Origin of the sequence: Roseimaritima sediminicola (genome assembly GCF_009618275.1) — a bacterium.
GTDB lineage: Bacteria > Planctomycetota > Planctomycetia > Pirellulales > Pirellulaceae > Roseimaritima > Roseimaritima sediminicola.
The window spans coordinates 13,489-34,359 of sequence record NZ_WIAD01000027.1; the positions used below are offsets into that span (position 1 = coordinate 13,489).

At 63.1% G+C, this 20,871-nt stretch carries 15 protein-coding genes; 8 read left to right on the forward strand and 7 right to left on the reverse strand.

Annotated elements, in window-relative coordinates; translation table 11 throughout:
* Positions 1-68: 68 nt before the first annotated feature.
* Positions 69-1,277: a S1 family peptidase gene (locus tag GE027_RS13655; protein WP_153557763.1), complete on the reverse strand. Its 1,209-nt coding sequence runs from the start codon at positions 1,275-1,277 to the stop codon at positions 69-71.
* A 242-nt stretch (positions 1,278-1,519) separates the two neighbouring features.
* Here GE027_RS13655 and GE027_RS13660 point away from each other — a divergent pair, with 242 nt between their 5' ends.
* From GE027_RS13660 to GE027_RS13680, 5 genes are all read left to right on the forward strand, one after another.
* Complete coding sequence (locus tag GE027_RS13660) at positions 1,520-2,428, forward strand: ATP-binding response regulator (protein ID WP_153557764.1); 909 nt, start codon at positions 1,520-1,522, stop codon at positions 2,426-2,428.
* Positions 2,428-5,907 (forward strand): response regulator, encoded by a 3,480-nt coding sequence (locus GE027_RS13665; RefSeq protein WP_153557765.1) that lies wholly within the window; start codon positions 2,428-2,430, stop codon positions 5,905-5,907. The genes GE027_RS13660 and GE027_RS13665 overlap by 1 nt, the downstream gene beginning before the upstream one ends.
* A 113-nt stretch (positions 5,908-6,020) precedes the next feature.
* The gene (gene purQ / locus GE027_RS13670; protein WP_153557766.1) at positions 6,021-6,815 is read left to right on the forward strand and encodes a phosphoribosylformylglycinamidine synthase I; all 795 of its coding nucleotides are present in this window, start codon (positions 6,021-6,023) and stop codon (positions 6,813-6,815) included.
* Positions 6,816-6,908: 93 nt separating this feature from the next.
* The gene (locus tag GE027_RS13675) at positions 6,909-7,835 is read left to right on the forward strand and encodes a DUF1559 domain-containing protein (RefSeq protein WP_237607530.1); all 927 of its coding nucleotides are present in this window, start codon (positions 6,909-6,911) and stop codon (positions 7,833-7,835) included.
* Between the two features lie 68 nt (positions 7,836-7,903).
* A complete protein-coding gene (locus GE027_RS13680) occupies positions 7,904-8,452 on the forward strand; it encodes a carboxypeptidase-like regulatory domain-containing protein (protein ID WP_162006724.1) in 549 nt (182 codons plus the stop codon).
* 1,073 nt (positions 8,453-9,525) lie between these two features.
* Here GE027_RS13680 and tnpA read toward each other — a convergent pair.
* On the reverse strand, positions 9,526-9,993 hold the full coding sequence (gene tnpA / locus GE027_RS13685) for an IS200/IS605 family transposase (RefSeq protein WP_162006725.1): 468 nt from the start codon (positions 9,991-9,993) through the stop codon (positions 9,526-9,528).
* A gap of 727 nt (positions 9,994-10,720) precedes the next feature.
* On the opposite strand from tnpA, the gene GE027_RS13690 reads away from it, so the two are divergent.
* Positions 10,721-12,073 (forward strand): dihydroorotase, encoded by a 1,353-nt coding sequence (locus tag GE027_RS13690; protein WP_153557770.1) that lies wholly within the window; start codon positions 10,721-10,723, stop codon positions 12,071-12,073.
* A gap of 406 nt (positions 12,074-12,479) precedes the next feature.
* Here GE027_RS13690 and GE027_RS13695 read toward each other — a convergent pair whose 3' ends face one another.
* Positions 12,480-13,283 carry a dienelactone hydrolase family protein gene (locus tag GE027_RS13695; protein ID WP_153557771.1) on the reverse strand — a complete coding sequence of 268 codons (804 nt, stop codon included), beginning with the start codon at positions 13,281-13,283 and terminating at the stop codon, positions 12,480-12,482.
* Positions 13,284-13,399: 116 nt separating this feature from the next.
* Between GE027_RS13695 and GE027_RS13700 the strand changes: the two genes are divergently transcribed.
* The gene (locus GE027_RS13700; protein ID WP_153557772.1) at positions 13,400-14,146 is read left to right on the forward strand and encodes a hypothetical protein; all 747 of its coding nucleotides are present in this window, start codon (positions 13,400-13,402) and stop codon (positions 14,144-14,146) included.
* Between the two features lie 135 nt (positions 14,147-14,281).
* Here GE027_RS13700 and GE027_RS13705 read toward each other — a convergent pair whose 3' ends face one another.
* The 3 genes from GE027_RS13705 to rpsO form a co-directional block, all read right to left on the reverse strand.
* Positions 14,282-15,295, reverse strand: a complete 1,014-nt coding sequence (locus GE027_RS13705; protein WP_153557773.1) for an acyl-CoA desaturase — start codon at positions 15,293-15,295, stop codon at positions 14,282-14,284.
* Positions 15,296-15,714: 419 nt separating this feature from the next.
* A complete protein-coding gene (pnp, locus tag GE027_RS13710; RefSeq protein ID WP_153557774.1) occupies positions 15,715-17,967 on the reverse strand; it encodes a polyribonucleotide nucleotidyltransferase in 2,253 nt (750 codons plus the stop codon).
* Between the two features lie 385 nt (positions 17,968-18,352).
* A complete protein-coding gene (gene rpsO / locus GE027_RS13715) occupies positions 18,353-18,622 on the reverse strand; it encodes a 30S ribosomal protein S15 (protein ID WP_153557775.1) in 270 nt (89 codons plus the stop codon).
* Between the two features lie 428 nt (positions 18,623-19,050).
* On the opposite strand from rpsO, the gene GE027_RS13720 reads away from it, so the two are divergent.
* Positions 19,051-19,548, forward strand: coding sequence for a hypothetical protein (locus GE027_RS13720; protein WP_202617415.1), 498 nt, complete (start codon positions 19,051-19,053; stop codon positions 19,546-19,548).
* Positions 19,549-19,660: 112 nt separating this feature from the next.
* Here GE027_RS13720 and GE027_RS13725 read toward each other — a convergent pair whose 3' ends face one another.
* Positions 19,661-20,626: a hypothetical protein gene (locus GE027_RS13725; protein WP_153557776.1), complete on the reverse strand. Its 966-nt coding sequence runs from the start codon at positions 20,624-20,626 to the stop codon at positions 19,661-19,663.
* Between the last annotated feature and the right edge of the window lie 245 nt (positions 20,627-20,871).

Below are 20,871 nucleotides of genomic sequence, written 5' to 3' on the forward strand. Positions count from 1 at the left end.
ATCGACCAATCGGAGGAGCGTTCGAAGCCGTTTTCGGGGGAAACCTCAGCCAAACGTTTCCCGCCGGCTCAGTCGGCCAGCCAGTCCCGCAGGGTGTCCGAGGCGGTTTGCGAGTTGGTCTTGGGCTCGAGTTCCTTCTTCATCGACCGCGTCAGTTTGGCGACGTATTCCATCGTGCTGCGGACGGCCGCCGGGGTGGCCGTGGCATCGATCTTGGCCACGTAGACGATCACAAAGCGTTTGTCGCGGGTCTGTTCGATGGTCCAGCCGCCGATCTTGGTGCGAGCACTCTGCTGCAGCAGGCGGACCAACGTTTCCTGGCTGGGCGAGTCGTCTTGGATGTGAGCGAGCGACCAGATTTTGCGAACATCCGCTCGTTCGTAGTACTCGATGTCCTTGGTAACGAGCACCTCGTGCTGGACGCTCTCGTCGCTGTCGTCGGTTTCGATCTCCAGCGTCACCTTGTAGTGCCCGCTGTCATCCTGCGTGTACTCCAGTTCCGCATCGTCCAGGACCTTGGTGACCGGCAGCGGAGCCTGTTTCCAGGGGCTTTCGAGGAAAGCTCGGATTTCCGACACGTCCACGCAGTAGCTGACCAAGCGGGCCTTGGGAGCGATGGCCTGCGAGATGGCCACCAGTTCGCCCTCGGCGTTGACCACCGGTCCGCCGCTATCGCCGGAATTGATGGGCGACTGGGTTTCCACGACGCGGAAGTCGTGTTCACCGCCGCCGGTGCGGAATTGCTTGCGGTACACCGAGCGGACGGTGCCGGAGGTGTACACCCAGAGGGCGTCGGTCGAACCGGGGTTGCCGATCGATTCCACCGTTTCGCCAGGGCTGACGCTGTTTTCGACCAGCTTTACCGCCTCGGCGCCCTCGGGCAATTTGTCCAGTTCCACCAGGGCCAGGTCGCGTTTGCGATCGACCGCGATCACCCGGCCACGGATGCCGATTTTGCGAACATTTTCCAGGTAGAAACTGCGTTCGACGACCGGCGCGTCGTTCTTGATCGTGGGAAAGAAGATGACCGCGTTGCGGGAATCACCCACCACGTGGGCGTTGGTGATCACCAAGCGTTTTTCGGTGTCGATCAGGACGCCCGTACCGCTGGACGTGCCTTCGGAATTCTTTGACAGCACCCACGTGGTGGCTTTCAGGGTGCGGCGATAGGTGTGCACGTCGGCCGCGGCGGTCACCACGTGGACGCACTGCAGCACCCACAGCAGGGACAGCAGGCAGAAGGCGCGGGCATAGAAAGGAAGGGGACGGATTTTCATCGGAGCACCTGGCGGGAAAAGCGAGTTGGCTGAAAGCGGCATTGGTCTGCTTTAGCAAGCGAAGCCTCGGCCGGTTTGTTACCCGTTTTTTAAAAGTTGCCTTTCGCCGCACCGTTAACCGCTCGGTTCGTGATCCGTCCGATTTGCTGTTAGAATAAACCCAGCACTTATTCGGCTGCTTTTTCGAAGCTTTTTTGAAGTGTTCTTATCCCTCTTCTGTTCCCACCCCAAGAGGCTCTGCGATGTCGAGCGTATTGCTTGTCGAAGACAGTCCCACTCAGGCTATGGAGATCCGTCTGATGTTGGAGGAACGCGGGCACACGGTGTCCGTGGCTGCGGACGGCACGGTGGCGCTGGAGTCGCTGCGCAAGAGCGTTCCCGAGGTCGTCGTGACGGACCTCGAGATGCCTGGGATGACGGGCCTGCAATTGGTGGAAACCATGCAGGGCGAGTTTCCCCAGGTGCCGGCGATCCTGATCACCGCCCAGGGCAGCGAGTCGTTGGCCGTGCAGGCGCTGCGCCGCGGGGCGGCCGCCTACGTGCCCAAGAACATGCTGGGCATGTTGCTCAACCCCACGATCCGCGACGTCCTGGGAGTGCTCCGCGCGGACCAGAGCTACGCGCGGTTGGTCGATTCGTTGACCTTTAACCGCTTCGTCTTTCGGTTGCCCAGTGAGCCGTTCCTGATCGCTCCGTTGGTGGACCTGGTGGTGCAGATGGTTTCAGGCATGAACCTGCTCAGCAGCACCGATCTGATTCGCTTTAGCAACGCCCTGGACCACGCCATCCAGAACGGCATGCTGTTCGGGAACCTGGAACTATCCGCCGAACAGGTCGCTCAGTTCCGCGAATCCTTTGGCGACGGCATCGAACCCGAACTGGTGGTCCAGCGCCGCGGCGTCCAGCCGTACAGCGAGCGCCGGCTGGAGATCGACGTCGAAGTTTCCGAAAGCGAGATCTGCTGCCGTCTGCGCGATGAAGGCCTGGGCTTTGACGCCGAAACCATCCATGGGGATGTGGAAAGCGCCATCCAGAAAGAGGACGGTCATGGGATCGCCCTGATCACCAGTTTCATGGACCAGGTGACGGTGGATGATTCCAATCACCGTTTGACGCTGGTCAAACACTGTACTCGACAGGTCCCCGTGTAATGCATCGCGCGTTGTTGGAGCACCTGGATCAACCGGTATGGATCGCTTCGGCCGACGTCTCGCAGTTGCGCTTCATCAATCCCGCCTGCCAGCGTTTGCTGGGCATCGACCCGGCCGGCGGTGATCAGGCGGGCGGTGATTTGGCTGGCGGTGAGGGCGGTTCGCCGTGGTGGCACGGCTGGGTACCGGCTGCGGACCACCGGCGCTGGCTCGACGCCGTGGCGGATTGCCGGGTCGGGGTTCCCAGCACGCTGCGGCTGGTTCGCCGCCGGGGGGCCGAACGCGCCACCTTGGATCTGACGCTCTATCGCGATGCCGACAGCGAAGATGTCGCGGCGATTGTCCAGCCGTCGGCGAATATCATGCCCCGCAAGTGGTCGCACCCGGGCACGTTTCGCAATCTGCTGGACAGCCTGCCGCTGGCTTTGGTGGTCAAGAACCTGCGTGGCGAACGCATCTTCGCCAATCGCTTCTATCTGGAACTGCATCAGGTCTCGGCCGACGACGTCTTGGGAAAGACGGACTATCAATTGTTTCCCCGGGAGATCGCCGACCAGTTTGTCGCCGACGACCGCGAAGTGATCGAGCACCAACGGGTGATTCAGGCGACCGAAAAACTACCGCTCCGCGACGGTCAGTATCGCTGGATCGAACGCATCAAAGGGCCGGCCCGCGATGTCGACGGCAATGTCATCGGCGTGCAGCTGTTGTTCTGGGACGTGTCCCAGCGGAAACAGATCGAAGCCCAGCTGGACGAGGAACGTTACCTGCTGCATTCGTTGTTGGATTACCTGCCCGATGCGATCTACTTCAAGGATCGCGAGAGCCGCTTCCGCCGCGTCGGTGTCGGGATGGTCAAAAAAAACGGCTGGTCCTCGCCGGCCGACGCCATCGGCAAGACCGACGCCGATGTGTTCACCGCCGAACATGCGGAACAGGCCCGCCACGACGAGCTGTGGATCATGCAGACCGGCCAACCCATCGTGGGACGCGTGGAACGAGAAACCTGGCCGGATCGGGAGGATACCTGGTGTTCGTCGACCAAGTTGCCGCTGCGCGACAGCCGTGGCCAAATCGTCGGCACCTTTGGGATCTCGCGCGACGTCACCGCCATGGTGCGGATCGAACAAGCGCTGCGCGAAGCTCGGGATGCGGCCGATGCCGCCAACGCGGCCAAGAGCGAATTTCTGGCCAATATGAGCCACGAAATTCGCACGCCGATGAACGGGATTCTCGGGATGGCGGAACTGCTGACCAAGACCGATCTGGATCAGCGCCAGACCGACTATGTCAATCTGATCCAACAATCCGGCCAATCCCTGCTGCGACTGTTGAACGATATCCTGGATTTCTCCAAGATCGAAGCCGGCCATCTGGAGCTGGAAGAGACGCCGTTCTCGCTGTCGGAAACCGTGGCGCGAGCAACTCAGATGCTGGCCGTGCGCGCCGAGACCCAGGGCATCGAGCTGGCCTGCCGCATCCATCCCGCCCTGCCGCCGATGGTCTGGGGCGATCCCACGCGGCTGCGGCAGGTGATCGTGAACTTGGCCGGCAACGCCATCAAGTTCACCGAGAACGGCGAAGTCGTCGTGCAGGTGGAACCGGTGCCCGGCCCCGACGCGGACGGCGGCGACGAAACCGACCCGGACAGCGAACCGGCGGCGGACCTGAAGGAAGGTCAAACGCTGTGGGTGCAGGTGTCGGTGCAGGACACCGGCATCGGAATCGCGCCCGAGAAACTGGACTCGATCTTCGAAGCCTTCACGCAGGCCGACGCCTCGACGACGCGGCGGTACGGGGGCACCGGATTGGGCCTAGCCATTTCTTCGCAACTGGTCCGGCTGATGCAAGGCCGGATCGAAGTCGACAGCCAACTGGGCCAGGGCACCACCTTCCGCTTCGCGCTGCCGCTACGAGTCGCTCCGGCCCAAGAGAGCCGAGCGGCCCATCAAACGGCCGCTCGGCTCCTGTCCGGTTTGCCCGTCCTGGTCGTCGATGATGAATCGACCAACCGCCGCGTGTTGATCGAGTTGTTGGAGTACTGGGACATGCGCCCCACCGCCGTGCAGGGCGCCGAACACGCTTGGCAGGTGTTGTGCGAGGCGGCCGACCGAGGCGAACCCTTCCAGCTGGGCCTGTTCGATCTGATGATGCCCGACATCGACGGTTTGATGCTGACCGAGCGGTTGCGGCAGGACCCGCGGTTCCGCGACCTGGCGGTCATTATGCTCTCCTCGATGGCCCACGGCGCGGACCTGGATCGCTGTCGCCGCGCCGGCATTTCACACTACCTGTTGAAACCGTTTGTGCATTCGGAACTGCTGAATTCGATTCTGGACGTTACCGATACCGCAAAGGACGAACCGGGTGAGGGGCACGGCCCGGGAGAGAAAGACGGGCGGGCGGGCGACCAGCGGGCGGGCGACCAGCGGGCGGGCGCGTCGGCCGGCTCCGCTGATTCACAGCCGTCCAGCCCTGAGCGTGATGCGGACCGGGCGGATGACTCGCCGGCCGGCGCGGACGCGTCGGGGCTGCGGATCCTGTTGGTCGAAGATGGGTTGGTGAACCAACGCGTGGCCATGGAACTGTTGGCCCTGCGTGGGCACCGCGTCGCGCTTGCTCAGAACGGTCGTGAAGCGGTCGAGATGTGCGAAAGCCAGTCCTTTGATTTGATCCTGATGGACCTGCAGATGCCGGAGATGGATGGCTTCGAAGCCACGCACGCGATCCGTGCCTGCGAAGCCGCGTGCCCCCGGCGGACGCCGATCATTGCGATGACCGCTCGCGTCATGGCCGATGATCAACGCTTGTGCATGGAAGCCGGCATGGACGGATACATCTCCAAACCCGTCGATCCCCAGAAACTGGATCAGGTGCTGGCCGGCTTTCACGGGGCCGGCGATGCGGACCAGGGCCCGCCTGAATCTGGTCGGGTCGGCGAACCTGGTCGGGGCGGCGAGCCTGGTCGGGGCGGCGAACCTGGTCGGGTCGGCGAACCTGGTCGGGGCGGCGAACTTGGTCGGGTCGGCGAGCCGGGGAGCGCGGCGGTCACCGACGCGCAGCGGGCCGCGGCCGCCCCGTCCCCCCATGGCGAACCCGACCCGTCCGCCGCCGACGACGGGGTGCTGGACCTCCAACCGGTGCTGCACCGTTTCGCTGGACGCAGCGCCGTCATCTTGCAATTGGCCGACTCGTTTTTTGATGAATGCTCGGCGTTGATCTCGCAGATGCACAGCGCCTTGGCCGAGCGGGACGCGACGCTCCTACAGCGCGCCGCCCATACGCTCAAAGGCACGTCGGACCTGTTCGGCGGCCAGCAACTGCAGCGTTTGTGCGCGACCTTGGAGGCGGACAACCGAGCGTCCGAGGCCGAGGATCTGGACGTTTGGCAACAGCGCCAGGACGACGTGCAGGCGATCGAGGTGGCCGCCCAGCGGATGTTGGCCGCGCTGGAAGAACAAACCGCGCCGATGCGCTAGCCCGGCCCGCACGGTGTTTCTTGTCAGCACCGCCCACTCCCCACATTCCGCTCGGACGTCTAAATTGGGGACTCGCAAGAAACCCACTCTCCCCGGTTTGCACAGTTTACGATATGGCTGCCCCCCGCGTCTTGATCCTTCGCGCCCCAGGTACCAACTGCGACGAAGAAACCGCCTACGCGTTCCAGCTGGCCGGCGCCCAGGCCGAGCGGGTGCACGTGAACCGCTTGATCGAGAACCCCGCTCTGGCGGCCCGCTATCAGATCCTCTGCGTGCCCGGCGGATTCAGCTATGGCGACGACATCGCGGCCGGACGTATTCTGGCCGGCCGAATGCAGCGTCACCTGGCGCCCATGCTGCAGGATTTCTGTGGCGAAAACGACGACCGCTTGATGCTGGGAATCTGCAACGGCATGCAGGTCTTGATGCGGCTGGGCGTCTTGGCCGGCGGCGTTGGCGAGGAGAGCGCCGGCACGCTCACCTGGAACGAACACGGCCGCTTCGAGGACCGCTGGGTGCACCTGAAGGTCGACCCGCAGTCGTCCTGCGTGTTCCTGAAAGACATCGATCAGATGTACCTGCCCATGGCACACGCCGAAGGGCGTTTCGTCGCCGCCAGTGCCGAGGCCCTGCAGCGGCTGGAGCAACAAGGACGCTTGGCTCTGCGGTACTGCGATCCGGCCGGACGCTACGGCAGCCAGCCCTCCGCTTTTCCGATCAATCCCAACGGCAGTGATGCGGATGTGGCCGGCGTGTGTGATGCCAGCGGCCGGGTCTTTGGGCTGATGCCTCACCCCGAACGCTTTATCGATCCGACCCATCATCCCTTCTGGACCCGCCGCGAAGAGTCGTCCGAGGCGGGCGAGGGATTGAAAATGTTCCAGAATGCGGTGGATTATTTCAGCTGATTGCTGGAAACCCCCCGCCGGAACCGTAAGATGGAACACAGCCGCGTCGTTCGGTTGGCGACGCGGGCGGGTTCCACGGTTGGGGGCAGGCGGATGCGAAAAGCGTTTACGCTGGTGGAATTGCTGGTCGTGATCGGCATCACGGCCCTGCTGATCGGAATGTTGCTGCCCGCGGTCCAGGCCGCCCGAGAATCGGCCCGGCGGATGGCTTGCCGAAACAACCTCAAGCAGATCGGCTTGGCCCTGCACCATTACGAGGCCACGTTTTCACGCCTGCCTTTCGGATGGAACACCCACGGCACGCTGTGGTCGGCCGCGTTGCTGCCGCATCTGGAAAACAACACCCTGTACGACCGGCTGACGTTCGCCGAATCCGGAGCCGGCAGCTGGGCCGCCGCCGGAGCGAATGAGGACGCGGCCAGTACGGTCTTGCAGGTCTATCGCTGTCCCAGCATGAACCAGCCCCAGCATCTCGACAGCAGCTTTATCCGCGGCCGGGTGCCGGCCAGCTACCGCGCTGCCGGTGCAAGCGACGTGACCTCCGACGATACCAGCACGATCGTCGTGCCGGGAACACGTTCGTTCGAAATGCGGCATCAAAACGGCGTGTTCTACGGTTGCAGCGGGACGCGGTTTGCCGAGATCCAGGACGGCCTGTCGGCCACGGTCTTTGTCGGCGAATCCTACACCGACAACGGTTTCCTGAAAGACGGCCAAGCCATGGACTACTGGTTCTTGGGGTCGCCACAGATCGATCCCTGCCGCTGCGATGGCGGAACCGGAGGCACGGAATTCTCCGAAGCGGTCGGCAGTTTCTATCCGCCGCTGAATCTGCGTTTCCACAACCCGGCGGCTCACGGACGCTTGATGGAGCTGGCCTTCGGCAGCTACCACCGGGGCGGAGCGTATTTCCTGCTCGGCGACGGAGCCGTGCGCTTCGTGGCCGACGGCGTCGACATCGAAGCCTATCGGGCGTTGGGCAGCCGCAGCGGTTTGGAAACCACAAATTTCGATTTCTAGCCAACGATAGAAGGGGGCAGTCAGTCGTGAAAGATCCAGCGCGTGTGGTGGGAAATATCGGTCATGTGGTGAGCGAATTCTGTCGTCACCTGATGGGAATCTGTCATGAAATGAGCGAAAGGCGTCGCAAAGGTGGCTGGATCGTTCGCCGCCTGCGATACCGGAGCCCGGTGGTGACGGTCCTATTGGTGCTCTCATCCGCCGGATGCGGCGGCGGGCCGGCCACCGATTACAGTTCGCTGGAGCTGCTCGAGGTGCGCGGCCGTGTGCAGCTGGACGACCGGCCTCTGAGCGGAGCGACGGTGACGTTTGAAAGTCCCGATACGTCTTACAGTTACGCGGTAACGGATCAGGACGGCCGTTATCGGCTGCGCTTAAACAGCGAACGCACGGGGGTAACGCCAGGGGCAAAGCTTGTGCGGATCACCACGCGGCCGACCGCCGAGAACCCGCAAGGCGGCTGGGAGGAATTGGAAGAAGCTCCGGCGGACCGGGCCGCGGCGGTGGATCGCGTGCCGCCGCGCTACAACCAACAAACCGAGCTTCGTGTCGAAGTCACCGAATCGGTGCGAGACATGGATTTCGATCTCGTCTCCACGCAGTTACCAGCACGTTGATCGGCGGGTGTTTGGGCGTTGCCGAGGGGCGTCGTGGGGTGCGCTTTTCGGGGCACGCTCCGCGGTTGGGTATCGGGTATTCGCGTCGCGGTTGGTCACCGGGAATTCGCGTCGCGGTTGGGCACCGGGAATTCGCGTCGCGGTTGGACACCGGGAATTCGCGTCGCGGTTGGTTGCCGGAAATTCGCGGAGCGAGGACATGTGGTAGCCAGGGGCACGAGCCCCTGGGGCTCGCGCCCCACCGCACGCTAAACCCCAGCGGGGTGACATGCGGTTTTCATGTCGCTCCTCCGGAGCTTGGTGGGTTGGGGGGCGCCGTTTCCTGGGGCTTGCGCCCCAGGCTACCGCCTGCCGCCGCTCCGCGGCTGGTTCGTTGGCGGGGCGACACGCATTGTCGAGGGGCGTCGTGGGTTGCGCTTTCGACGCACGCTCCGCGGTGGGTTATCGGTAAATGGCTCCGCGCCGCGGTTGGTTGATTGGCGGGGCGACACGCGTTGTCGAGGGATGTCGTGGGTTGCGCTTTCGACGCACGCTCCGCGGGTGGGTTATTGGGTATTCGCTCCGCGTCGCGGTTGGTCTCCGGAAATTCGCGGAGCGAGGACATGTGGTAGCCAGGGGCGCGAGCCCCTGGGGCTCGCGCCCCATCACACGCTAAACCCCGGCGGGGTGACATGCGGTTTTCAAGTCGCTCCTCCGGAGCTTGGTGGGTTGGGGGCGCCGTTTCCTGAAGCTCGCGCCCCAGGCTACCACCTGCCGCCGCTCCGCGGCTGGTTGGTTGGCGGGGCGGCACGCGTTGTCGAGGAGCGTCGGGGGTTGCGCTTTCGACGCACGCGCTGCGGTGGGTTATCGGTAAATGGCTCCGCGCCGCGGTTGGTTGATTGGCGGGGCGACACGCGTTGTCGAGGGATGTCGTGGATTGCGCTTTCGACGCACGCTCCGCGGTGGGTTATCGGGTATTCGGGTCGCGGTTGGTCTCCGGAAATTCGCGGAGCGAGGACATGTGGTAGCCAGGGGCGCGAGCCCCTGGGGCTCGTGCCCCACCGCACGTCAAACCCCGGCGGGGTGGCAGGCGGCTATCCGGCAAGCTCTTGATCAAACACATATCGCTCGTTGAAATGGACTCCGTGCAACCGAAGCAACTGAAGGTACTCCGATTCAAAGCTTTGTTTTCGGTGGTGCTCGCGCTGATTCATGATGTACTTGATAACTGCATCCTTGCCTGACTCGCTGACCGAAAATACGCCATAGCCTTTCTGCCAATGGAACTTTGCCTTGATCTTTCGGTGGTCGTTGATCCATTTCGACGAGTTGGTCTTGAGGAAACGGATGGTGTCGGCGACCGCGAAGGAAGGGTGAGCACGAAGCAGTAGATGCACGTGGTTTTCAATGCCACCTGCCTTCAAAACCGAAGCCTTGTGGTCCCTGGCTGCTCCCCCGATGTAGGCGAATAATTCGTCTCGCCAGTCATCGCGGAGAACGTTGGACCGATTCTTCGTGCTGAATACCGCGTGTAGCAAAAGGTTGGAGTGGGTTGATGGCATGGTTTCACTACCCCTGTAGAACCAATCTGAGGTCGACGTTGTCGCCTGCCCCGCGCAAGCACATCGCCCTTGTTTCCGCGCAGCCATTTTATCGTGGGTCGAGGCTTCCGTGTGGGGGGGGGGCTTTTTTCATGTCGCTCCTCCGGAGCTTGGTGGGTTGGGGGCGGCGTTCCTGGGGCTCGCGCCCCAGGCTACCACCTGCCGCCGCTCCGCGGCTGGTTGGTTGGCGGGGCGACACGCGTTGTCGAGGAGCGTCGGGGGTTGCGCTTTCGACGCACCCGCCGCGGTGGGTTCGTTGGCGGGACGACACGCGTTGTCGACGGGCATCGTGGGTTGCGCTTTCGACGCACGCTCCACGGTGGGTTATCGGTAAATGGCTCCGTGTCGCGGTTGGTCACCGGAAATTCGCTCCACGGTTGGTCTCCGGCAATTCGCGGAGCGAGGACATGTGGTAGCCAGGGGCGCGAGCCCCTGGGCATGGCCCCACCAAACGCTAAACCCCGGAGGGGTGGCATACGGTCTTCATGTCGCTCCTCCCGAGCTAGAGCGTGGATTGGGCGCGAGCCCCTGGGGCTCGCGCCCCATCACACGCTAAACCCCGGCGGGGTGACATGCGGCTGGTGGCTTGTCGAACGCACCCCCATTTCCTGAGGCCGGCAGCGCGGTACGATCACGGCATTGGTTTGGATTGTTTCGTCTCCTTGTCGTCCGGTTGGTTTCGTCTGCCATGTCGCATTCCATTCTGTTCAAGAACGCTTCGGTCGTGTTCCCCCACGAAGTCGCCGAGGCCAATGTGTTGGTCGAAGATGGCAAGATCGTCGACGTCGATGCCGCCGACACCGCGACGGCGTCCGAGGTCGTGGAAGCCGGAGGGCTGCACTTGATGCCCGGCGTGATCGACGACCAAGTCCACTTTCGCGAACCCGGCCTGACGCACAAAGAAGACCTGCTGCACGCGTCGCGAGCCTGTGCGGCGGGCGGGGTGACGACATTTCTGGAAATGCCCAACACCAAGCCCCCGGCGATCACGCGGGAGGGTGTCCGCGCCAAGGAACAGCTGGCCGCGACCAAGTCGCTGGTCAATTACGGCTTCTACATCGGGGCCACCTGCGAGAACTTGACGGAGCTGCAGGAGGCTGACAACCTGCCCGGCATCAAGATTTTCATCGGCAGCAGTACGGGCAACCTGTTGGTCGACCGTCAGTCGGCCCTCGAACGAATCTTTGGCGAAACCGAGCTGCCGATCTGTGCCCACTGCGAGGACGAGAGCACGGTGCAGGCCAATGCCCAGCGGCTGGCCGGGGAAAGCGACGTCGCGGTGCACTCGCGGATTCGCAACGTCGAAGCGGCTGTCACCGCCACGCGTCGCTCGATCGATTTAGCGCTTCGCCACAAACATCGTTTTCATGTCCTGCACGTCTCGACCGGCGACGAGCTGGAACTGCTCGACAACACCCAACCCTACATCACGGCCGAAGTCTGTCCGCATCACCTGTTCTTCAATACCGACGACTACGCTCGGCTGGGTTCGCTGGTGCAGATGAACCCGTCGATTAAATCAGCCGAAGACAACCGCCGCTTGTGGCAGGGATTGATCGACGGCAAGATTCAGGTGATCGCCACCGACCATGCGCCGCATACGCTGGACGAGAAACGCCAGCCGTACCCGTCCAGCCCTTCGGGATTGCCGGCGGTGGAGAACAGCCTGGGATTGATGCTGGATCAGGTCTCCGCCGGAAACTGTTCGTTGACGCAGGTGGCCACGTGGATGAGCGACGCGCCGGCGCGGGTCTGGGGCATCGTGGGCAAAGGCCGTATCGCGGCCGGTTACGACGCGGACCTGGTCTTGGTGGACATGCAGCGTGAGCATACGATTCGCAACGACGAGCAGTACACCAAGAGTGGTTGGTCGCCCTGGCATCAGACGCGGCTGACCGGATGGCCGGTGGCGACCTGGGTCGGCGGCCGCTGTGTCTTCAACCGCGAAGGTTTTCATGAGTCGGTGCGAGGCAGCAAGCCGCGGTTCGACCACGCCCGAGGCGGTTACTGGGCCACTCCCGACGGTATCGGTACCGCATAGCAACCGAACGACACGGTCACGAGCTGTGCGGCCCTTCGGGCTACAGGATCGAATAAGCTTCTGCCGCTCGTACTCGTGCTCGTGCTCGTGCTCGTGCTCGTGCTCGTGCTCGTGCTCGTACTCGTACTCAAGGCGCAGCCCGGTACTCGAACTTTAAGTACGAGCACCGCTGCGCTGAGTACGAGCACCGCTGCGCTGAGTACGAGCACCGCTGCGCTGAGTACGAGCACCGCTGCGCTGAGTACGAGCACGGCTGTGCTGAAAGGGAAGGATCCCCTAGCGCTGCGTCAACATTTGATCTTAGACGCTGGCCGTAGCTGAAGTCGCCAGACTTTGGAGCTTCTCGCCGCTTCAGTCCAATCTCTGGCAAGATCAGCTACCTCTAAAAGGAAACGTGGACGCACCACTAGCGAGTCACTTCGTCGCGGAAGATCTCGTCGAAGAAGGACTTCATGGCCTCCCAGGAGCGCTTGTCCGCTCGCTCGTTGTAGGCCGCGCCGGTCGAGTTGTCGTTGCCGGCCATGGGCTGGGTGAAGGAGTGGACGGCACCGGAGTAGATGTTCATCTGCCAGTCCACGTCCGCATCGTTCAGCTCTTTGATAAACGCCTGGATGTCCTGTTCCGGAACAAACGGATCGTCGGCTCCGTGCAGGACCAGGACTTCGGCGCTGATGTTCTTGCCGTCTTCGGGGCTCGGCGAATCCAGACCGCCGTGGAAGCTGACCACGCCCCGAACCTCGGCGCCGCTGCGGGCCAGTTCCAGCACGCCCGTGCCGCCGAAGCAGTAACCGATGGCGGCGGTTTGTTCGGGATACACATTGGGTTGGCCGCGCAGCTGCTCCAGGCCCAGGTTCAGACGCCGCCGGTACAGGTCGCGATCCGATTTGTACTTGCCGGCCATTTCTGCCGCTTGTTGCCGGTTTTCCGGGCGGACGCCCTGGCCGTAGATGTCGAGGGCAAAGGCGACGTAGCCCAGCTCGGCCAGCTGTTTGCAGCGTCGCTGTTCGTACTTCGTAAGTCCCATCCACTGATGCACGACCAGCACGCCCGGAGCCTGCGTCTTTTCGGTGTCCCAGGCCAGGAAACCTTCCAGGGTGGTGTCGCCGTCCTGATAGGTCACGCGTTTGGTTTGAATTTCGGCACGGGCTTGGCTCGCTGGAAAGGTGGCACTCAGAAAAGTCGCACACACAGCACAGAGCAGCAGTCGCATGGGGTGAATCCTCTGGGAAGTTAAAGTGGGTGAGGGATCATGGTAGCATTCAAGTCTATCGCATTCTGCGTACCGGCTGGCCGGAATTCAACCCAGCAACCCCCTCCGAGGAATCGATGAGCCACCAGCGCCTCGAGCCCGATCCCCGCGCTTCCGAACCAGACCCATGGGGCATCGTTCTCATCGAGTGGGCCGCACGACTGCTCTCGATCGTGTTCTGCGTCTGCTTTGGCAGCGTCATCGGCTTTGGGCTGCTGGGCGGATGGGTGGCGATGGCCGGTCACCTACTGGGCCAAACCTGGTTGTCCAACAGCGCGCCGCCGGTAGCCTGGTTGCTCGGCGCGGCCGCAGGTCTAGCGGTAGGCCTGAGCCGGCTGTCCAAGCCCTTTTTCTCTCGGCGAACACGGCCCGGGCAAAACGCCGAGGAAGACGTTTTCGGGGATGACGAATCCGACGACGGCGAATCCGATCCCGACGAGTACGCCGGGAACAAAATTCGGTGGAAGCGACCGGGACTCGGCGAGCTGGCCAAAACGACGGCCCTGTTTGGGCTGATCGGCGCCGGCGGCGGCATGCTGCTCAGCCTCTACCTGGGCATCGTCTTGATCTCGGTGACGACCAGCCCGTTTGCGTCGCCGCGGTGGCGCGCGGCGAGCGTGCCTGTAGAAGAGCCGGCACTGGCCGAGGACGCGGCTCGGCCACACCGGCGATCGCGCGACGGGCTGCAGTCCAGCGTCGGTTTTCAGCATCCACTGCTGGGAACGATTCTGGCTGGCTCGATCAGCACGATGACCGGGCTGGGGCTGGTTGCCGGCGTCGTCTTTGCTTGTATCGAAGACGAAGCGCGGCGCGATGACGCCTAACGGTTCGTCGAGGGCTGACTTCAGGGTAGCCGATCTCGCCAGAGATGGGATCGAGCCGGTGTGCGTGTCCAAAGTCTGGCGACTACCGCTACGGTTGGGCCCGAGGTCCAAAGTCTGGCGACTACCGCTACACCATTAGGCTTCCGCGGCGGCCTTGGCCGCCTTGTCGCGGGCTCGTTTTTCGGCGGCGTTGCGGTAGTCGACCACGTCCCAGACCAGACCCAGCTTCTTCAGCGTGCAGATCGCCATCCAGGTCACGTCGATTTCCCACCAGCGATGCCCGTGCTTGGCCATTCGCGGGTAGGCGTGGTGGTTGTTGTGCCAGCCTTCGCCGTAAGCCACGATCGCGACCAGCCAGTTGTTGCGGCTGTCGTCGGTCGTGTCGTAGTTGCGATAGCCCCACATATGGCTGAGCGAGTTGACCATCCAGGTCGCGTGCAGGACGAACACCAAGCGGCAGAACACGCCCCAAACCAAGAACGAAACGGCCATCTCCGCTCCGCCCAACCAGTAACCCAAGCCGGTCAGCACCACGCCATTCAAAACGTGCAGCGGCAGGAACAATTTGTCCAGCACCCGCATGCCCCGTTCCTTCAGCAGGTCGGGAACCCAACGCTGCAGGTACGTCTGGCGGTCGCCAGTGTGGGTGTGAAAAGCCAACCAAAACATGTGACTCCACCAACCGCCATCGCGCGGCGAGTGCGGGTCGCCGGCGTGGTCGCTGTGGGCGTGATGCTTGCGGTGATCGGCCACCCAGTCCAGCGGTGAACCCTCTCCGGCCAGGGTCCCGATCCCGGCGAACAGGTAGCGGACCCAGGGGTGAGTCTTCATGCCATCGTGGGTCAACAGCCGGTGATATCCCAAGCAGATGCCCAGGCTGCCCGTGAACCAGTGCAAGGCCACGGTCACGACCAAGGCTTGCCAAGTGAAGGTGAACGGAGCAGCCAGCACGGCGATGTGGGCGATGCCCAACCAGATCAGGGCGTACCAGCTGACCCGGCTCCACTGCCGACGTTCCTCGGCGGGATTGGCATCGGGAGCCACGGACGCTTTGCCCGCATCGATCTTTGGTTTATTGCGACCCGATCGCTTGGAGTTTTTCGAGGGTTTGGACGGTTTTTTGGGGGTGGGTTCGAGTACCGTAGCCATGGTCTTTCCTGAAGTTATTTTCCTAGTCACTGTTCGTCGGATTTGTCGTCGAACGCCCACATGGTAGTGATCGCGAGTGGGACGCAAGTCACAGGCAAGACCGATTCATGTAACAGGACGGTAAAACCTGATCGGCCCTGGGGCGAGCGGTTCGCCTTTGGGGCCAGGAACCTGCCTTTGGGGCCAGGAACCTGTGCAAGATCGGGGCCAAAACCGGCGGTGTTGGTGAAAGTCCGCGGGCGTTAGAACGCGGGGCCGGTACGCAAACGTCGTGCTAACAAAAAACCTCCGGCCGCTGGGCGACCGGAGGTCAGATAGATGTCTTCGAGCCTATGTGGCGCAGCTCTCCCGGCGGAAGAGCGCTACCGGATGGGCAGGCATCCCTGCTTGGCAGGAGAGCGGCGTGCTCTCCAAGGCGACTAGTCGCGGTTGCGACCGCCGCGGCCGGCACCGCTGCGACCTCGATCGCCGCCCCCGCCGCCACGGCCGCGGTTGCGCTGCGGACGCCGTGGACGATCGTCGCCCTCGTCACCGCGGTCACCACCACCGTCGGCATCGGCTTCGCCGGCCATTTCGTCTTCCGCGCCCAGTTCTTCCAGGGCCTTGCGGCGGCTCAGCTTGACGCGGTCGTGTTCGTCGACGTCGATGACCAACACTTTCATGCTGTCGCCAACGGCCACCACCTTGTCGATGCTGCTGATAAAACCGCTGGACAATTCGCTGATGTGACACAGTCCATCGCGGCCGGGCAGGATTTCGACAAACGCGCCGAAGTCCTTGATGCTGCTGACGATGCCGTCGTAGATCTTGCCGATCTGGACGGTGGCCGTGCAGGCTTCGACGCTGCGAAGGGCTTCCTGAGCCGCTTCGGCGTTGCCGCTGGCGATCAGCACGGTGCCGTCGTCGTCGACTTCGATCACGGCGCCGGTGCGTTCCTGGATGCCGCGGATGTTCTTGCCGCCCGGTCCGATCAGGGCACCGATCTTGTCCGGAGCGATCTTGCTTCGCAGCAGACGCGGTGCGTTGGCGCTGATTTCTTTGCGCGGACGCGAGATCGTGGTCAGCATCTTGCGAAGGATCTCGATCCGAGCTTCACGCGACTGTTTCAGCGTGGCGCGGATGATGTCGAAGGACACGCCCGTGACTTTCAGGTCCAGCTGGATGCCGGTGATGCCGTTTTGCGTTCCGGCGATCTTGAAGTCCATGTCGCCGAAGTGATCTTCGTCCCCGAGGATGTCGGTCAACAGGCACCACTTGTCCTCGGACTGCTTGACCAGGCCGATCGAGATGCCGGCCACCGGGTTGGTGATCGGCACGCCCGACGCCATCAGCGCCAGCGTGGCACCGCAGACGCTGGCCATCGAGCTGGAACCGTTGGATTCCAGGATGTCGCTGATCACGCGGATCGTATAGGGGAACTCTTCCGCATCGGGCAGGACCGGTGCGATGCTTCGCTCGGCCAACATGCCGTGGCCGATTTCGCGACGACCCGGTCCACGGATCGGACGGCACTCGCCCACCGAGAACGAGGGGAAGTTATAGTCCAGCATGAATTTCTTGCTGAACTCTTCCTGCAGGCCGTCGACGCGTTGTTCGTCGCGAGCGGTTCCCAGGGTGATCGTGACCAGGGCTTGGGTTTCGCCACGCTGGAACAGAGCCGAGCCGTGCACCTTGGGCAGCAGGTCGGTTTCGCAGTGAATCGGTCGCAGCGAGGTGCGGTCGCGACCATCGGGACGGGTGCCCGCAACGATCAAGTCGCAGACGACCTTCTCTTCTAGATCGTGCCAGACACTCTTGAAACGATTGGGGCAGATCGCGTCGTCGGCGTCCGGATCGGGGATGACCTCGGCCATCGCGCGGTCGCGGAGGGCTTTGACCGCTTCGGCGCGTTCTTGCTTGCCGGAGGTTTGCTTGGCGGCGCGGAACTGGTCGTAGTAATTGTCGGTCAGACGCTGGAGCAGGCCGTCGTCTTCGGGGGCTTCGAACGGCTGCTTGACCGGATTGACTTTCTGGTACAGCTCTTCCTGCAGCTCGATCACTTCCTTGATGACCGAGTGAGCAAACTGGATGGCTTCCAGCATTTCGTCTTCGGGCATTTCTTGGGCGAAGCCTTCGACCATGGCCACCGCGTCGCGGTTACCGCTGACGATCATGTCCAGTTCGCTTTCTTCCAGATCGTCAACGGTCGGGAAGGGGATCAGTTCGCCGTCGACTTTGCCCACGCGAACGCTGGCCAGCGGTCCCAGGAAGGGCAGGCTGCTGATGTGGCAGGCCGTGGAGGCGCCGTTCATGGCCAGCACGTCGCCGTCGTTCTGCATGTCGCTGGACAGCACAAAGTTCTGGATTTGAACTTCGTCTTTAAACCCCTCGGGCCACAGCGGACGGATGGGGCGGTCGATCAGGCGGCTGCTGAGCGTTTCCTTGGTGGTCGGTCGGCCTTCACGCTTGAGAAAACCGCCGGGAAACTTGCCGGCTGCCGCGTAGCGTTCGCGGTAATCACACATCAAGGGGAAGAAATCCAAACCCGGACGCGGCGGGCCGGTGGCCACGGCGCTCAGGACCACCGTTTCGCCGTACTGGACCAATACCGAAGCGGCCGCTTGCTTGGCCAGTTGGCCGGTTTCAAACGACAGAGTGTTGCGGCCGATCTTCTTTTCTACTCGAATTTTCACGTTACTTTTCCTTCATCCAACAAAATACAAAATTCCAACATGCATGCCGCTGCTTCGGCCGTCCCCCCCTCTTTCAAGCCGTCGATCGACAGCGGATCGCGTTGGGGGACATATCAGTCAAAGCATGGGCTGGGCGGTGGCAAGAGAATCGCCAGCGCTCCTTTTTTCCCGACGGAGAGAGTGTGCTGCGCCCAGGGCCGGTAGGCTCGGGCCGCACGTGTCGCGGAACAACATTCACCAAACAGAAGAGAGGGCGGCGAGCGGCGACCAGAGGTCCGGTCCGTCAACTGCGCTCGCCCGATCCCAGTGGGCGTCCGATGCGTGGCTTCGCCGGCGGCAGCCGCCGGGGCCCGCCACCTGTGCCACCCACGACGAATCACAGTCGTTACTTACGAATTCCCAAGCGACCGATGATGTCCAGGTATCGCTGGGGGTCTTTGCCCCGGATGTAATCCAGCAGGCGGCGGCGACGGCTGACCAATCCCAGCAAGCCGCGGCGCGAGCCGTAATCTTTGCGGTGCGTCCGCATGTGCTCAGTCAATCCGTTGATGCGCTCCGTCAGGATCGCAATCTGTACCTCGGGCGAACCGGTGTCGCTGTCTTCGTGTCGGTACTCGGAGATGACTTCTTGTTTACGTTCTTTCGTAATGGTCATGTGTTTTAATGTCTTTCCAACAATTTCAAATGCAATCAGCTTGGTTTATTCGGCTGGTGGCCCAGCCAGCGGGAATCGGGGCGTCTCGCCCGGGCCATGCCCCGTGGGGCGCCCCTGCTGGGCAGCCGTAAAACGCTGCGGGGTAAGCGTTTACGGTTTTTCCGTAATCGCCAAGTGAGGTTTTGTCGCGTCAGTGTAACAACCAGCGACCGGATTGCAACGCCAAAAAACCTCTGCTATAGGCACCCGGCGTGCCCGCGATGGTGCCGCTGCAACGCTTGTTCGGCCGCTGCGACGCCGTTTCGCCATGCTGGCCGCTGCGGTCGCTACAACCGGCAAGGTCGCGGCGGCGGTGCAGCGACGCTCCGCGCCTGGACGATGCAAGCCAACGGCCGCTTCGTTCCTTGCCCACACGGTTCTCGCCTGCGATGTTGGATTTTTCCGATCAGACGCCCCAGCTGATGATGTTGATGGGCATCGTCTTGCTGGGCTGGATCATGGTGCGGCGGCAGATGAAGGCCCGTCGCCGCAGCAATCAACAGGACCGTCAACACCGGGCGGCGATGCGCCAGATGGGGCGCCGGCAGCAGAGCGGCGCGCCGCTGGCCGACGCTCCGCCCGAAACGGCTCGCTGGCAGGCCGCGATGTTCGATTTGCAGCGGGACCTAAAGGCCGAACTGGATACCAAGATCTGCGTCGTCCAGTCGCTGCTCAAACAGGTCGATCAGCGGATCGCTCGGCTGGAAAGTCTGCAAGCCGACGCGCCGGCCGCCCTGCCGCCGTCGCCGCTGGGCGAAGAACAGGCCGACCAGGCGGCACGGCTGGACGCACAGGGATACCCGGCCGAAAGAATCGCCGCCGTGCTGGACGTCCCGGTCGGCGATGTGGAATTGGTGCTGGCCACCCGCCGCCCGCCACAATCCTGACCGCCCGCTACAATCCTGCCCGCCCCGCCACAATCCTGACCGGCCGCCACGGCCGAACGCCCCTGGAGCCGTTGGGGCGATAGCCCTGGTTGGGTCCTGTGCGGTGCCCTGTCTAATCATTCAGACGGTTCAGCAGCGCTTGCAGTTGCCAGTGAACCTCCGTGGTGGTCGTCACGACCAACCAGGTTCGCTTGCCCGTCGCAAACACCTGCATGGTCGAGGGGCCGCCCAGGGCCTCCCAGGTTTCGGGGCTGACGGTCGCTTCGATCGTGTCCAGTAATTGCTGCGTCTTGCCGCCGCTGGCGGAGCCGCGACCGAACCGGTCGCGGGCTTGGTAACCCATCGCCCCGCCGCTGCTGTAACCCCGCGATGGATCGGGATCGCCACGGAACGCTCCGGCGGGCTCGCGGCCCAGCAGCGGAGTGACGTCGTAGATACGTCGATCCAGCACCCACTCCGCCTCCTCCACGGTCTGAAGCACCAGCTGGCCGCCACGAATCGTGATCGCGAGGTCCAGCGAACCACACAATTGTCTCAGGCGGGCGCCGATGCTCGGCGGTTCAGGCGGGACCGGCTGGTGTTTCACGCCGCCAGCGACAGCGGACCACGGATCCCCGTCCTGGCCGCTGCGCTGCCACCACCGCAGGGACGCGGACGCAGCGTCCATTTGCAGGTCGTCCGCCGCTGAGTCGCCCGCGGATGGGGTGCCAGCGAAGGGATCATTGGCGAAGGGATCGCTGGCAAAGGGATCGCTGCTGAACGGATCCGGTTGAGCTCGCGGCGTCCGCTCCAATTGCTTCCCCCTGCCCCCGGGCGCAACGTCATCGACGTCGTGAAAAGGCTGGTTCGCCGTCAAACCGATTTCTTCTAGGCTGCGGTAATTGATGGTCGTGGGAATCAACGTGGCGAGATCCGTCCGGACCTGTTCGACCGTCGTGCCCGGAGCCCACTCGAAGGGACAGGGCCGCTGTAGCACCGCTTCGATCCGGCGTCGCTGGGCGTCCGACATGAACGGGTCCACGGTCTGAGAGACGATCTCTTGGGACGCCGCCTCATGAACCCAAATCGTTGAAAGCATCAAAAGCATTCCAGTCATCGACAAGTGTTTCGAAGGCATTGGCAGGTCGCTCGCACAGCTGACAGATAGAGAAAACCGAGGCGTCGCCCGGTCGGTGTTGTCTTGGTGTCGCGTCTACATCCGAAGCGGATGCGGTGGGGTGGATGCAATTGGTATTCCAGGTGCGTTGTTCCCCGTTCGCACAGTGATTTCGGCCGCATCGCAATCCGGTTGCGGCGTTGGTGCTGTAGCAATTTTCCGCAGGT

What these genes read in the sequence shown, in the direction of transcription:
- GE027_RS13655 (WP_153557763.1), bottom strand. Translation starts at nt 1,277, where the DNA reads ATGAAAATCCGTCCCCTTCCTTTCTATGCCCGCGCCTTCTGCCTGCTG.
- GE027_RS13660 (WP_153557764.1), top strand. Translation starts at nt 1,520, where the DNA reads ATGTCGAGCGTATTGCTTGTCGAAGACAGTCCCACTCAGGCTATGGAG.
- GE027_RS13665 (WP_153557765.1), top strand. Translation starts at nt 2,428, where the DNA reads ATGCATCGCGCGTTGTTGGAGCACCTGGATCAACCGGTATGGATCGCT.
- purQ (WP_153557766.1), top strand. Translation starts at nt 6,021, where the DNA reads ATGGCTGCCCCCCGCGTCTTGATCCTTCGCGCCCCAGGTACCAACTGC.
- GE027_RS13675 (WP_237607530.1), top strand. Translation starts at nt 6,909, where the DNA reads ATGCGAAAAGCGTTTACGCTGGTGGAATTGCTGGTCGTGATCGGCATC.
- tnpA (WP_162006725.1), bottom strand. Translation starts at nt 9,993, where the DNA reads ATGCCATCAACCCACTCCAACCTTTTGCTACACGCGGTATTCAGCACG.
- GE027_RS13690 (WP_153557770.1), top strand. Translation starts at nt 10,721, where the DNA reads ATGTCGCATTCCATTCTGTTCAAGAACGCTTCGGTCGTGTTCCCCCAC.
- GE027_RS13695 (WP_153557771.1), bottom strand. Translation starts at nt 13,283, where the DNA reads ATGCGACTGCTGCTCTGTGCTGTGTGTGCGACTTTTCTGAGTGCCACC.
- GE027_RS13700 (WP_153557772.1), top strand. Translation starts at nt 13,400, where the DNA reads ATGAGCCACCAGCGCCTCGAGCCCGATCCCCGCGCTTCCGAACCAGAC.
- GE027_RS13705 (WP_153557773.1), bottom strand. Translation starts at nt 15,295, where the DNA reads ATGGCTACGGTACTCGAACCCACCCCCAAAAAACCGTCCAAACCCTCG.
- rpsO (WP_153557775.1), bottom strand. Translation starts at nt 18,622, where the DNA reads ATGACCATTACGAAAGAACGTAAACAAGAAGTCATCTCCGAGTACCGA.
- GE027_RS13720 (WP_202617415.1), top strand. Translation starts at nt 19,051, where the DNA reads ATGTTGGATTTTTCCGATCAGACGCCCCAGCTGATGATGTTGATGGGC.
- GE027_RS13725 (WP_153557776.1), bottom strand. Translation starts at nt 20,626, where the DNA reads ATGCTTTCAACGATTTGGGTTCATGAGGCGGCGTCCCAAGAGATCGTC.